A 13,134-nucleotide genomic window follows, 5' to 3' on the forward strand; every position below is an offset into this window, starting at 1 on the left:
CTATGTATATCCTCTCCAAGTTTGTAATTGCCTTGATTTCGCCACTGGGGGTGGCTCTTTTCCTGAGTGGCTGTGCCCTGTTGCTGGGTTTGTTTCGCTTTCGGAGGCTGGCCTGGACGGTGGGGTTTCTTGCGTTTTTTTGGCTGGGCGTTTGGTCGCTGCCTGTTGCCAGTAACGGGCTCCGTGGTTCGCTTGAGGGGCATTACCCTGCGGTGCCATTGGATGCGCTGCCTGTGGCAGATGCCATTGTGGTGTTGGGTGGTGGCGTGACGCCGCCACCGTTTGGTGCAGTTGTGCCGAATCTTGAGGCGGGTGCAGATCGGGTGTGGTTCGGTGCGCAGTTGTTTCTGGCCGGCAAGGCACCCTTGGTGGCCCTGAGCGGCGGCAGTGACCCTGCTTTTAGTGCGATGACGGAGGCGCAAGCCATGCGTGAATTTTTGCTGGCGTTGGGGGTGGATGAAGGGGCGATAGTGATTGAGGGGAGGAGTCGGAATACCACTCAAAACGCTCGTTTTTCTGCTGAGTTATTAGCTGGCAGCGTGGCTAAGCGGATTTTGCTGGTGACTTCTGCGCTGCATATGCCCCGGGCGCTGGCGCGGTTTGAGCAAGAGTTTGAGCCCTATGGTATCGAGGTGACTCCCGCCGTAACGGATCATGAGGTGATGGCGGAGCCTTCCTGGCGTGCCTGGTTGCCGAATACGAAGGCGCTAGATGGAAGCGCACGAGCCATGAAGGAATGGGTGGGATATTGGGTTGGGCGGTGAAAAGTAGTTCAAAGTTCAAAGGGCTGGGCGGCTGTTGTGGCGCGAAACAAGAGAGGATATCGCGGCGGACTGTAATTCCCCCGAAAATCAATCGAGGTTTTGAGTGGAGACTTTTACACTGATCGCACAAGGAGCGAATGAAGAAGAAGTCTCAGATTTTCTGACAGCCAAATTCTGGCGATTCTGAAGAAGCACGAGGCCGGTGTACCGGTCGCTGAGCTATCCCGTGAGCACAATGTCTGCACGGCGCTGATTTATCAGTGGCGGGCCAAATTCGGTGGCATAGATGCATCGCTCATGAAGCGACTCAAGGAACTGGAAGCGGAGAATGCCTGGCTTAAGAAGATGTATGCTGAGACCGCCTTAAGGCCGTGCATCGTCAGCAGGTGCTTGAGGGAAAGGTGTAAGGCCATCTCAGTGTCGAGAGATGGCCATGGGCGGTGTTGTTGCCAAGCATGACACCAGCAACAGCCTACCTGCGAAGGCTATGGTACGAGCGAGACCTACTACTACGGGCGGGCTAAAACCTCTACTCATACGGGTGATTCAAAATGGGGCGAAAATAGGTTGAGGGGGTTTCTTTTTTTTGTAGTTTTTTATTCTGAATATAAATATTTTTTCTGCGAATATAAGCTGTTTGTTGTGGTTTTCCTGTATTTCAATTCTGTTTTTCCTCCACGTATCCACTGTATTCCTGTAGGTTTTATAGAGTCAGCCTCATGAGTAATGGCTCGCCTTGATGGTCGGTATGTCATTGGGCTGATTAGAGGCAAGGGTAATGTGTAAGAGGGGTTACATATTATCGTTCTGTGAGTTGCTACCTAGGGATTTGGGTTAGACATGGGCGCTGTGGGTACTTCTTTGCTTTCGGGTGTTTTTGCCTTAATTTCTTTGCGAATGCTGATGCCTTTCGCTGTGACATTCCGCTTAATAGATCAGCCGGATCATAGAAAGCTCCACAAAGGTACAGTACCCCTTGTTGGCGGTCTGAGCGCATTTACAGGTGTATTGCTTGGTTTCATGCTTGGCATGCCGTTCAGCTCGACTTATTTGATTTTCTTGATTTGCGCGTCGGTGCTTGTACTGTTGGGCGCGATTGATGATGCCTGTGATTTGCCCGCAAAATTCCGATTGTTTGCCCAGATTGTTCTGGGGGGCGTGCTAGTTTATGGCTCGGGAGATTCGCTTGAATCGTTTGGCGACTTGGTAGGCTTGGGTGTTATTGAGCTTGGTCCCCTGGGGCCCTTGATCTCCATTGCAGCTATCATAGGTGCTACGAATGCCTTTAACATGGTTGATGGCATTGATGGCCTTGCAGGGAGCTTGTCTTTGATCGCGCTGTTGTCGCTGGCTATTTTGTTCTTTTTTTCAGGTGGACATGAAGCTGGCGTAGCGCTTTCGCTTGGTTTGTCGTGTGCGTTGCTACCTTACATGATGGCGAATTTGAGAATTCCTCCTTTTAAACGCCGTATCTTTATGGGGGACGCTGGATCCATGTTTATTGGCTTTGCTGTTGTGTGGCTGATGATCCAAGGTTCCTCTCTAGAGGGGCCGGCTTTTCGTCCTGTAACGGCTTTGTGGATGATCGCGGTTCCGCTTATTGATATGGTGGCGGTCATGGTGAGGAGGGTCCGAAAAGGTCAATCAGTGATAATGCCTGATAGAGAACATTTGCATCATATCTTTATCCGGGCAGGGTTTACGGATCGGCAGGCCCTGCTATTGATTACTTCAGTTGCTGCATTGTTTGCTTTTTGGGGGCTGGCTGGAGAGTTTTTCTCTATTCCTGAGTGGATTATGTTCGCCACGTTTTTGTTTGTACTTGCAGTGTATGATTATGCACTTCGCCATGTGTGGCGGTTTCTCGCTTTTTTTCGACGCAAAAAAACGTCTCGAATACGGCTATTTGGTTAGATTATAACCACTACTATTTACGCGTATTATATAGCCTTAATTGGTGGGGATGCCTTTCTTGGCGCTCCACCGTTTTATAGGCTAGATTAGCCGCTACGGTACTCCAGCATGATTCTGTAGGCATGCTGGGCTTTTGCTTATTCTATATTCGACTAACCTCCCCCTTTTTATATTCCGTTTGCCCTGTAAAATGCCGGTTTGGCTGTGCGATTTGCTGCGCGGCGTGGGCTTTGTCTGGTTGCTCTAATGACCCTGGAAATACTGATAACACTATTGATTGTGTTGGCTGTGCTGGGCGCACTGGTGAGTAACCGTGTGCCTGCGGATATGACCATGATGGCGGCGCTGGTGTTGGTGATGGTAAGCGGTATTGTCTCGCCGGGGGAGGCGCTGTCTGGGTTTGCTAACCCGGGGTTGATGACCATTGCGGCACTGTACGTGGTGGCGGCTGCGCTACGGGATACCGGGGCGATTTATTGGGTGGCACACCGGTTGTTAGGGCAGCCAAAATCCGTGCTTTCCAGCCAGTTTCGGCTAATTGCGCCAGCGTCTATTCTGAGTGCTTTTCTGAATAACACCACCGTTGTGGCCATGATGATTCCTGCGGTGCAAGAGTGGGCGCAACGATTACGGTTATCGGCGTCTAAACTGCTGTTGCCGCTGAGTTACGCGGCCATTCTCGGCGGTACTTGTACCTTAATTGGCACCAGCACCAACCTGGTAGTGGATGGTCTGGTTCAGGAAAAAGGGCTGCCGGCGTTCGGTATTTTTGATGTGGCCTGGGTGGGCATTCCTGTGCTGTTAGGGGGGGCGGCTTTCATGTTGTTAATAAGCCGTTTTTTGCTGCCCAACCGGGCGAGCATGGCATCCCAGTGGGAAGATGCCCGCGAGTACCATGTGGAAATGCTGGTGGCGAAAGGCAGCCCACTGGCGGGGCGCACGATTCAGGATGCGGGGCTGCGCAATCTTACCCACGGCTTTCTGACGGATATTCAGCGTGATGAGCGTTTGTTTACGGCAGTGGGCCCAGAAATGACCTTGCAGGAAGGGGATTTACTGGCTTTTGTTGGGGTGCCGGAGTGCGCTCGGGAGTTGCAGCGTATTAATGGCTTGCAGGCTGCTCATGGTGGGGCACACAAGTTAGGGCTCAACAACCATCAGCGGCACTTAGTGGAAGTGGTGTTGAGCCCGGAATTTCCCGGTATTGGCCGTTCGGTGAAGGAAACCGGATTCCGTACCCGTTACCAGGCGGCCATTTTGAGTATTAGCCGAAACGGTAAGCGGGTGCCAGGCAAGGTGGGCGAGCAGTGTTTGAAGGTGGGCGATACCCTGCTGCTGGAAACGAGCGAACAGTTTGTGGAGCAGTATCAATACCGGCGCGATTTTATGCTGGTGAGCCCGTTGAAAGATTCTACCCCACCGGATTTTCGCCGAGCGCCGCTGGCGGTGGCCGTGCTGGTGGCTATGGTGTTAGCCAATGTACTGGGGCTGGCTTCTACCCTGGAAGCCGCCATGCTGGCCGCAGGCCTGATGCTGGCGTTACGCTGTGTATCGGTAAACCGTTCGCGGATGAACGTGAGTGTGAACCTGCCGGTGTTGGTGGTCATTGGCGCTTCTTTTGCGCTGGGCAAGGCCATGGAGTCTAGCGGTGCGGCGGCGTGGATTGTGGAGCTGGCTATCCCGGATAGCGGTTTGTCGCCCTTTATGGCGCTAGTGATCGTGTATTTGCTCACTGCGATTTTCACCGAAATGATCACCAACAATGCGGCGGCGGTGCTGGTTTTTCCCATCGCCATTGGCGTGGCCGAGCAGTTGGGGGTGAGCCCTATGCCCTTTATTGTCGCGGTTATGTTTGCCGCTTCCGCCAGCTTTATGACCCCGCTGGGCTACCAAACCAACCTGATGGTTATGGGGCCGGGCGGTTACACCTTCCGCGATTACCTGAAGATAGGTTTTCCCATGAGTGTGGTGGTGGCGGTGATTAGCCTTAGCGTTATTCCGATGGTTTGGCGGTTCTAGCAAGGCTATGCCGAGCAGCTTTGAGTTGAAAGTGAGACGTTCAAAGTTGAAAGGAAAGACAAAACAATATGGCGCTCCATGGAGGGAGCTAAGCAGGAGGGGCATGGATGCTTCGGTTTGAAAATCTGGATGTATGGAAGCGCGGTACTGCGCTTTGTGTGGTGATGTGGCGGTATTTTACCGGGTTTAAGGATTTTGGCTTTCGGGCCATGGAATCGGTTACATCGACGAGGAAAAAGCCGGCCGTTGGCTTTCTGAGCTAGAGCAACACTCAAGGATGCTGGCGGCTATGATCGAGGGCACACAGCATGGCTGAGCCCGGAAGTTGAGGGTTGTCCTTCTCAACTTTTAACGTGAACGTTCAATTGAAGGAATATTGCATGTCTGAGAAGTCTCCGTACCAGGAAAAAGCGAACGATTCCAAAGCCCACGTGGTTTGGCATGAATCAAATGTGTCTAAGGCCGACCGCGCCAAGGTTAAGGGGCAAAAGCCTAAGTGTATCTGGCTGACCGGGTTGTCTGGCTCTGGCAAATCCACGCTGGCCAATGCGTTGGAAGTGGCGCTGACCGAGCAGGGTAATCACACCTACTTGTTAGACGGTGACAATGTTCGCCATGGCTTGAACAAGAACCTGGGCATGAGCGATGAAGACCGTACTGAGAATATCCGTCGGGTGTCTGAAGTGGCTAAGTTGATGGTAGATGCGGGCTTGATTGTGGTGACGGCGTTTATCAGCCCGTTCCGTGCAGACCGTGATGCGGCCCGTGCATTGTTTGACGACGGTGAGTTTGTGGAAGTGTTTGTGGATGCGCCGCTGGAAGAGTGCGAGAAGCGCGACCCCAAAGGCCTGTACCAGAAAGCGCGCCAGGGCATCATTAAGGAATTTACCGGTATCGACAGCCCTTACGAGGCCCCGAGCAAGCCGGAGCTTGTGGTGAATACCGCTGAAAACGGCATTGAAACCTGTGTTAAGCAGCTGATCGCGGCCATTGTTTAAGGGCTAGCTGATTGCGCAGAACGGATTAAGCATAACCGTAATGCGGTATTGTGCGGTGATCGGATTTGCCCCGGGCCAAGGAGGGCCTGCCTCGACATTGTGGAGGAGTTCACATGGAACGTTCCAATAACCTGCCTGAAGGCGGGTTTCCTCATCTTTTTCATCATGGTGCCGTGCGTGGTGTAACGGGTTCCGCCCATGAATGGGTGGCTAGCCCAGACAGTTCTGTGCTCATCGACTGTGGGCTTTTCCAGGGCGGTGATGTTGGCCCAGCTGGGGCTAGCGCAGATGATTTGGCCATCGATTTCGATATTTCCCGCATCCAGGCAGTGGTGCTCACCCATGTGCATATTGATCATGTGGGGCGGCTGCCGTGGTTGTTGGGTGCGGGTTATGCCGGGCCGATTTACTGTAGCGGCCCATCGGCTAAGCTGCTGCCCATTGTGTTGGAAGATGCCTTTCGCTTAGGGGTGAGCCGCAAGCCGGCAGATGTGGAGCGCTTTATGGCGCGGCTGGAGGCGGCGTTAGTGCCTGTGCCGTTTGGCTATTGGCATGCCCTGGAGATGACCGATGGAACGGTGGCGGAGATTCGCTTGGGCAGGGCGGGGCATATCCTGGGCTCGGCCCATGTGTCTTGCCGATTGGCCGGTGAGCATATCACGGTGTTTTCCGGGGATTTAGGGGCTGCTGATGCGCCAATTCTGCCGGAACCGGAGCCCCCACCGGCTGCGAATGTGTTGGTGATAGAAAGCACCTACGGGGATCGTCTTCATGAAGGGCGAGAGACGCGGCAGCAGCGCTTAGAAGATGCGTTGGTCAAGGCTTTGCGTGACAAGGGGACTTTATTGATTCCTGCGTTCAGTATTGGCCGTACCCAAGAGCTGCTTTATGAGTTGGAGGCGATTATCCACAGCCAACGGGGCGCCGCCATGCATCCGTTTCTGGACTGGGATGAGTTGCCGATAATTCTTGATTCTCCATTGGCGAGCCAGTTTACCCAGGTTTACCGGGAGCTTGAGCCTTACTGGGACGAGGAGGCCCGCGAACGCTTGCGGGCAGACCGCCGGCCGTTGGCGTTTGAGCAGCTACTAACGGTGGACAGCCACGAGGCACACATGAAAATGGTTCGTCACTTGGCTGGCACCGCGAGGCCGGCGGTGGTGATTGCCGCCAGTGGCATGTGTGCCGGTGGCCGCATTGTGAATTACCTAAAAGCGATGCTGGGCGATGCGCGGCACAATGTGCTGTTTGTGGGGTATCAGGCTGCAGGGACGCCGGGCAGGGAGATTCAGCGAAGCGAGCAGGGCGGCAGTGTGAGGCTGGAGGCAGAAGCCTACCCCATTCGAGCTGCGGTAGAATCCATTAGCGGCTATTCAGCCCATGGCGATCAGCAGGATCTGATTCGGTTCGCGGCAGGGATAGCGAGGGGGCCTGAAGAAATTCGTGTGGTCCACGGCGATGAAGGTGCCAAGCGTGCTCTGGTCGACAAGCTTGATGTGCATTATCGTGCCGCCGGCCAGCCAGTGAAGGTTTGGATTCCACTCCAATAGCGGCCTAATGCACTCAGGCTTACGGGTTTGTAGGGGCGGTGTTTCCCTTCGTTTCCACGTGAAAAGGATGGGGCCAATGGATTGGCTTCTTATCAACAATGCAACATAGTGCCTCTCAGTAAGGCGGTAAGGTAAGCCTTACACCTTTATCCGCCCTCTAATGGGCAGAATACGTTAGAATTCCTGGCGTTCATCGCTTTACGGTCTCTACACCTTTGGTCTCTTTTGGCTATGTTGGCGGTGCCTTTGCAAGCCGCGGACCGTAAATTACCGCTCCGTTTAATTTTTTGCGCGGCCAGAATATTTAGCTCAGGCGTTACTCTGTTTTGATGGAGGGCGATACGGAAGCTTTTCAGCTGTTTGGGATTGAGGAAATTAATGAAAATTGCAGTGGCGGGAATGGGTTATGTCGGGTTATCCAATGCGGTGTTGCTGGCCCGGAACAACACCGTAGTGGCGCTAGATATTGATGCCATAAAGGTAGAGAAAGTTCAAAACGGGATTTCCCCGATTGAAGATGCTGAAATTCAGTCCTTTCTGACAGCGCAATCGCTGGATTTGCACGCGACAACCGATAAAAAAATGGCCTTTGAGGGGGCCGATTTCGTAGTAGTGGCGACTCCCACTGACTACGACGTAAAGGCAAACTATTTCAATACGAGTAGTGTTGAGGCGGTAATTAGTGATGTGCTGGCTGTTAACCCCGACGCTACCATAATAATTAAATCGACGGTGCCGGTGGGTTATACGAAGACACTGAGGAAACGTTTTGGGGTTGAAAATATCATTTTTTCTCCAGAGTTTTTGCGGGAAGGCAAAGCCCTGCATGATAATTTGCACCCCTCCCGAATTATTGTAGGGGCCCAATGTGAGGCCGCTCGTATTTTTGCTGACTTGCTTGTTCAGGGGGCGGAAACCGTTGCTCCTCCTGTAATATTCACAGATTCAACCGAGGCAGAAGCGATCAAGCTTTTTTCCAATACTTATTTGGCTATGCGGGTGGCTTATTTCAATGAACTGGATAGCTATGCCGCTATCCATAATTTGAATACCCGCCAGATTATTGAGGGGGTTTGCCTTGATCCGCGTATTGGGGGGCATTACAACAATCCTTCTTTTGGTTATGGGGGGTATTGTTTGCCCAAAGATACCAAACAGTTAGTGGCTAACTACGAGGATGTACCGAATAACTTGATTAAGGCCATTGTGGATGCCAACCGAACACGTAAAGATTTTATAGCCGAAGATATTTTACGCCGTAACCCCGCCCGTGTGGGCATCTACCGGTTGGTGATGAAAGCGGGGTCGGACAACTTTAGGGCCTCTTCCATTCAAGGCGTTATGAAGCGGCTGAAGGCGAAAGGTATTGAGGTAGTGGTTTACGAGCCGGCGCTGGCGGAGGAGACGTTTTTTAATTCGGTGGTGATTCGCGATTTTGAAACCTTTATTCAAACCTGTGATGTGATTGTTTCTAATCGTCTGGTGAGTGAGTTGTCAGGGGTGGCTGAGAAGGTTTACACCCGTGATCTTTTTGGAAGTGATTAATCCTGGAAAGCCATGCAGCCTAAAAAGCGGTCTCTATTATTTCTTGTTTTCAGTGCAACTATTTTTACTTTGGGTGCATTACTGCCAGGAGAATTAAGGGAGTCGATTAGTCAGTTGCTTCATCTGGGCAATGTGGATGCGTATGCGCATGTTTTTTTTGGTGCCGTGATTGCCTTGTCGTTCGGATGGCTTGGGGCTCCAGCTTTAATGGTTCTTATGGCCATCATTTCCCTTGGGGCCGTTATTGAAGTGGTACAGATATGGATTCCGGGGCGTTCCGCCACCTGGAATGATATGGCCGGTAATGTGGCGGGCGCTCTTATCGGATTGTTGATACTGAGCCTTGGACGGCGCTTGGTTAAGAGAGGACATAATGGTTAGAAAAGCAGTGTTACCGGTGGCGGGTTTTGGTTCGCGCATGTTGCCGGCGTCTAAGTCGATACCGAAGGAAATGTTGCCCGTTGTGGACCGACCGGCTATTGAGTACGTGGTAAAGGAGGCGGTTCGAGCAGGGATCAAAGATATTGTATTGGTATCCCATTCTTCCAAGAGTGCAATTGAAGACTATTTTGATACCCAATTTGAGCTAGAGCATCAGCTTGAAAAGAAAGGCAAAACGGCTTTGCTGGATGCGCTGCAGAATATCCTTCCGGCGGATGTAAACATTATTTCTGTGCGCCAACATCACGCCCTGGGGCTGGGGCATGCGGTTGCCTGTGCCGCCCCGGTGATAGGCAATGAGCCTTTCGCGGTGTTGCTGCCCGATGTGTTGGTGGATTGCCAGGATATAGAAGAGGATCTGGCGGTTATGGTCCGCCGTTACCATGATACGTCTGCCGCCCAAATTATGGTGGAAGAGGTTCCCGCGCAGAGGGTTGATCAATACGGAATTGTGGCTCTGGAGGGGGATGCCCCCAGGGCTGGTGATTCTGCTGCCATGCGCGCCATTGTAGAAAAACCGCCTATTAATGAGGCTCCGTCTCGGTTATCCGTCGTGGGCCGTTATGTGCTCCCCGGTGAAATTATGGCCATTCTTGCCGAGACACAACCCGGGGCAGGTAACGAGATTCAGCTCACCGATGCGATTGCAACATTAATTAAGCAAAGCCCAGTGGAAGCTTATTCCATGCGTGGCCAGACCTTCGATTGCGGTAACAAGGTGGGCTATTTGCGCGCTATTTTCCATTATGCTGCGCGACACCCAGATTTGGGTGAGCATGCCAGAGCTATGATGGCCGAAGCTAGCCAGCGCTAATGTGGGATGATTTATTGGGCTCTGCAGGTTCTTTGCTTGCGGGTGTCTATCGTATGAGGATAACGCGAAGGGTTTGGTGATATGCAGGTGGCGGTTTATGGCGACACGTTATGCGCCCAGGTAACGGCAACGGCGCTTGCTCAGACCGGGCATCAGGTAGCTTGGTACGTATTTGGTATAGAGGAGCATGAGCAGCTAAATCAAGAGCAACCGTTATTTAGCGAGCAAGGGTTGGGCCGTTTGTATGTTGAGCAGATCAACGCGGGCCGTTTGGTTCCTTTGTTAAGAGGACAGAACGCGGTTGATCTCTCCCCCTCTGAGGTGGTGTTTCTTGCTTTGTCACCGGGCAGCGAAACCTTGGCAGAGGATATTCTCGGCGGTGATGTAAAGCCTGGGGTTTGTCGATTGGTGGTGAATCAGACCGTGGGGCCCGTAGGGGTGGCGGAACGATTGCGGCAATACATATTGTCTGCAGGCTATGATGCGGCTCTAGTGGCTTTGCCAGATTTGATTCAGGAGGGGAATGCTTTCCTGACCTTTACTCGTCCTGAGAGTATTTTGCTGGGGTGCTATGAACGCGAAGGCGAGGCCCTGATGCGTGAGCTGCTGCGCCCTTTCAATCGGCGTAAAGATGTTCTTCAGGTGATGAGCCTGCGGGAGGCGGAGTTCGCAAAACTCGCCATCAGCGGCATTTTGGCTACTCGAATCAGTTTTATGAATGACATGGCCGCCTTATCGGAGTCGTTGGACGTGGATATTGATGCGGTACGCGTCGCAATGGGGGCAGACTCTCGTATCGGTGAGGCTTACCTTTACCCGGGCTGCGGATTTGGCGGGCCTGGCTTGAGCAGTAATGTACTGGCTTTGCTGGATGCTCAGCAGCAGAAAGCTGCGGAGCCTGGGTTACTAGAGCAGGTGTTGCATACCAATGAGCGGCAAAAAGAAGTTCTTTTTCGCAAGTTTTGGCAGTACTGCAACGGCTGTGTAAAAGGTAAGCGGGTTGCGATCTGGGGGGCGTCCTTTAAGCCGGGCACAGCCCGGGTAGAAAACGCGCCTGCCTTGAAGATTATAGAAGCGTTATGGGCGCAGGGTGTGGACGTGGCTGTGCATGATCCCAAGGCCTTGCCCGATTTAAAACGCTGGGCTGAGAAGCAAAATAGAGAACTGTTGCTGTGTGATACCCCCTACGAGGCCACCTTGGGCGCCGATGCGTTGATGCTGGTCACCGAGTGGAAACCTTATTGGAGCCCAGATTGGCAGCGTTTGAAACAAGAGATGCGGACCGGGCTTATTCTCGATGGTCGTAATATTTATGACCCTGCATTTGTTAAGGCACAGGGGCTGGAATATCGTGGAATTGGACGGAGCTAGGCATGGTGCCTGAACAAAATGATCTAACCGAGAGTTCGGTCTGGCTGCAGCTTGAAAGCCTTGCCCGTGAGGAAGGCTCTTTGCATTTGTCTGATTTTTTCGTTCAAGAGCTGGGAAGGTGTGCCCATTTTTGCCTTGAGAGCGATGGTCTCTTGGTAGACTTGAGCAAGCAGAGGGTGTCGTCTCATGCCCGTGATTTATTAGTGAGTTTGGCCGATGAACGGGGCCTTGATCGTTGGCGTGAGGCGTTATTTGCCGGTGCAGAGGTGAATTGCACCGAGAACCGCAGTGCCAAGCACTGGTTGCTCCGTGATCCGTCTGATCAAGCTGCTGAGATCCATGGCCAGCTGGAGATCATGGACTCTATCGTCTCGCGCGTGTTGGAAGGTCAGTGGCGGGGTGTATTGGGCGATGCGATTACGGATGTGGTTAATGTGGGCGTTGGGGGATCTGAATTGGGGCCGTTAATGGCGGCATTCGCGCTGCATTCGACGCCCTTGGCAGAGGGAGAAGTGCGGCCCAGCCTTCATTTCGCATCGTCAATGGATGGCAGCCAGATTTCCCAGGTGCTTCAGGAACTGAACCCACGCACGACACTGGTGCTGGTGTCGTCTAAATCTTTTACTACTGTGGATACGTTGCACAACGCCAATACGGCACGTAGCTGGATGGCCCGTGCACTGGGGCTTGAAATGGATAACGAAGCGATGCTGCGTTGCCATTTTATTGGTATTTCCGCACAACCGGACAAGATGACCGCGTGGGGGATTCCATCGACTAACCAGTTACAGTTCTGGGATTGGGTGGGCGGGCGTTATTCTTTATGGTCTGCTATCGGGTTGCCCATTGCGCTTACCGTGGGGATGCACGGATTCCGTGAGTTGCTGGCGGGTGCCCATGACATGGATCTCCACTTTCGCCAGCGCCCATGGCACGAGAATATCCCGGTTATGCTGGCTTTGGTGGATGTGTGGAATATCAATTTTCTGGATATCCGCGCCCGTGCAGTGCTGCCCTACGATGGCCGCTTAAAATATCTGCCTGCTTATCTAGAACAGTTAGAGATGGAGTCTAACGGGAAGAGTGTGTCGCGTAATGGCGACCCTGTGGATTACCACACCTGTCCGGTGATTTGGGGTGAGGTTGGCCCGAATGCACAGCATGCCTTTTTCCAGTTGTTGCACCAGGGTACTCAGCCGGTGGCGTGCGAGTTTTTGATGACCGCACGGCGCTATACCGAAAGCGCACATTCGGGTGCGGCGGTGGAATTGGAAGGCCAGCATGCTCTGTCTAACGCCAATTGCCTAGCTCAATCGCGTTTGTTGGCGTTTGGCGAGCAGGCTTTGGATTCAACGCTGGCTTTGCCTGCTTACAAGCGTTATCGGGGTAATCAGCCCAGCACCACTCTGGTGCTGGATGAGTTGTCGCCTAGAACCCTTGGCTCCTTGCTGGCCATGTATGAGCATAAGGTGTTTGCCCAAGCGGTGATTTGGGGAATAAATCCTTTTGATCAATGGGGCGTGGAGATGGGCAAGGTGATTGCCACCGATATGTTGGCGGTTCTGGCGGACCCTGATGGCGCCCATGAGGTGGATGATTCCTCACTGTCGTTAGCGCGCCATATCGCGTGCAAGCAAGCGACGCAATAACATTAAACACGAATGCAAATGGACAGAGCCCTCCCTTATCATGCTGTGCCAGCTGGTTGTGTGCTCTGT

General features: G+C 52.9%; 10 protein-coding genes and 1 pseudogene. All 11 read left to right on the top strand.

The window, feature by feature from the left end; translation table 11 throughout:
- The first annotated feature begins 2 nt into the window (after window positions 1-2).
- The 11 genes and pseudogenes from ABNH10_RS10240 to pgi all read left to right on the top strand — a co-directional run bounded on the left by ABNH10_RS10240 (window position 3) and on the right by pgi (window position 13,065).
- The gene (locus tag ABNH10_RS10240; protein WP_349385841.1) at window positions 3-764 is read left to right on the top strand and encodes a YdcF family protein; all 762 of its coding nucleotides are present in this window, start codon (window positions 3-5) and stop codon (window positions 762-764) included.
- Window positions 765-917: 153 nt separating this feature from the next.
- Window positions 918-1,334, top strand: a pseudogene (locus ABNH10_RS16275) (transposase); the annotation flags it as partial.
- Window positions 1,335-1,604: 270 nt separating this feature from the next.
- On the top strand, window positions 1,605-2,678 hold the full coding sequence (gene wecA, locus ABNH10_RS10250) for a UDP-N-acetylglucosamine--undecaprenyl-phosphate N-acetylglucosaminephosphotransferase (protein ID WP_208742081.1): 1,074 nt from the start codon (window positions 1,605-1,607) through the stop codon (window positions 2,676-2,678).
- 246 nt (window positions 2,679-2,924) lie between these two features.
- Window positions 2,925-4,697, top strand: a complete 1,773-nt coding sequence (locus ABNH10_RS10255) for an SLC13 family permease (protein ID WP_208742082.1) — start codon at window positions 2,925-2,927, stop codon at window positions 4,695-4,697.
- A gap of 380 nt (window positions 4,698-5,077) precedes the next feature.
- The gene (cysC, locus tag ABNH10_RS10260; RefSeq protein WP_349385842.1) at window positions 5,078-5,695 is read left to right on the top strand and encodes an adenylyl-sulfate kinase; all 618 of its coding nucleotides are present in this window, start codon (window positions 5,078-5,080) and stop codon (window positions 5,693-5,695) included.
- Window positions 5,696-5,808: 113 nt separating this feature from the next.
- Window positions 5,809-7,245 carry an MBL fold metallo-hydrolase gene (locus ABNH10_RS10265; RefSeq protein ID WP_349385843.1) on the top strand — a complete coding sequence of 479 codons (1,437 nt, stop codon included), beginning with the start codon at window positions 5,809-5,811 and terminating at the stop codon, window positions 7,243-7,245.
- Between the two features lie 378 nt (window positions 7,246-7,623).
- Window positions 7,624-8,790: a nucleotide sugar dehydrogenase gene (locus tag ABNH10_RS10270; RefSeq protein WP_349385844.1), complete on the top strand. Its 1,167-nt coding sequence runs from the start codon at window positions 7,624-7,626 to the stop codon at window positions 8,788-8,790.
- Window positions 8,791-8,802: 12 nt separating this feature from the next.
- Window positions 8,803-9,171, top strand: a complete 369-nt coding sequence (locus tag ABNH10_RS10275; protein WP_349385845.1) for a VanZ family protein — start codon at window positions 8,803-8,805, stop codon at window positions 9,169-9,171.
- The gene (gene galU / locus ABNH10_RS10280) at window positions 9,164-10,045 is read left to right on the top strand and encodes a UTP--glucose-1-phosphate uridylyltransferase GalU (protein ID WP_287963628.1); all 882 of its coding nucleotides are present in this window, start codon (window positions 9,164-9,166) and stop codon (window positions 10,043-10,045) included. The genes ABNH10_RS10275 and galU overlap by 8 nt, the downstream gene beginning before the upstream one ends.
- A gap of 81 nt (window positions 10,046-10,126) precedes the next feature.
- Entirely contained in the window at window positions 10,127-11,416 is a 1,290-nt protein-coding gene (locus ABNH10_RS10285; RefSeq protein ID WP_287963627.1) for a nucleotide sugar dehydrogenase, read from the top strand.
- 2 nt (window positions 11,417-11,418) lie between these two features.
- On the top strand, window positions 11,419-13,065 hold the full coding sequence (pgi, locus tag ABNH10_RS10290; protein ID WP_208742087.1) for a glucose-6-phosphate isomerase: 1,647 nt from the start codon (window positions 11,419-11,421) through the stop codon (window positions 13,063-13,065).
- Window positions 13,066-13,134 lie beyond the last annotated feature (69 nt).

Origin of the sequence: Alcanivorax sp. (genome assembly GCF_040119285.1) — a bacterium.
Lineage (GTDB): Bacteria > Pseudomonadota > Gammaproteobacteria > Pseudomonadales > Alcanivoracaceae > Alcanivorax.

Coding starts and splice junctions, on each gene's coding strand:
- ABNH10_RS10240 (WP_349385841.1), top strand. CDS start 3: ATGTATATCCTCTCCAAGTTTGTAATTGCCTTGATTTCGCCACTGGGG.
- wecA (WP_208742081.1), top strand. CDS start 1,605: ATGGGCGCTGTGGGTACTTCTTTGCTTTCGGGTGTTTTTGCCTTAATT.
- ABNH10_RS10255 (WP_208742082.1), top strand. CDS start 2,925: ATGACCCTGGAAATACTGATAACACTATTGATTGTGTTGGCTGTGCTG.
- cysC (WP_349385842.1), top strand. CDS start 5,078: ATGTCTGAGAAGTCTCCGTACCAGGAAAAAGCGAACGATTCCAAAGCC.
- ABNH10_RS10265 (WP_349385843.1), top strand. CDS start 5,809: ATGGAACGTTCCAATAACCTGCCTGAAGGCGGGTTTCCTCATCTTTTT.
- ABNH10_RS10270 (WP_349385844.1), top strand. CDS start 7,624: ATGAAAATTGCAGTGGCGGGAATGGGTTATGTCGGGTTATCCAATGCG.
- ABNH10_RS10275 (WP_349385845.1), top strand. CDS start 8,803: ATGCAGCCTAAAAAGCGGTCTCTATTATTTCTTGTTTTCAGTGCAACT.
- galU (WP_287963628.1), top strand. CDS start 9,164: ATGGTTAGAAAAGCAGTGTTACCGGTGGCGGGTTTTGGTTCGCGCATG.
- ABNH10_RS10285 (WP_287963627.1), top strand. CDS start 10,127: ATGCAGGTGGCGGTTTATGGCGACACGTTATGCGCCCAGGTAACGGCA.
- pgi (WP_208742087.1), top strand. CDS start 11,419: ATGGTGCCTGAACAAAATGATCTAACCGAGAGTTCGGTCTGGCTGCAG.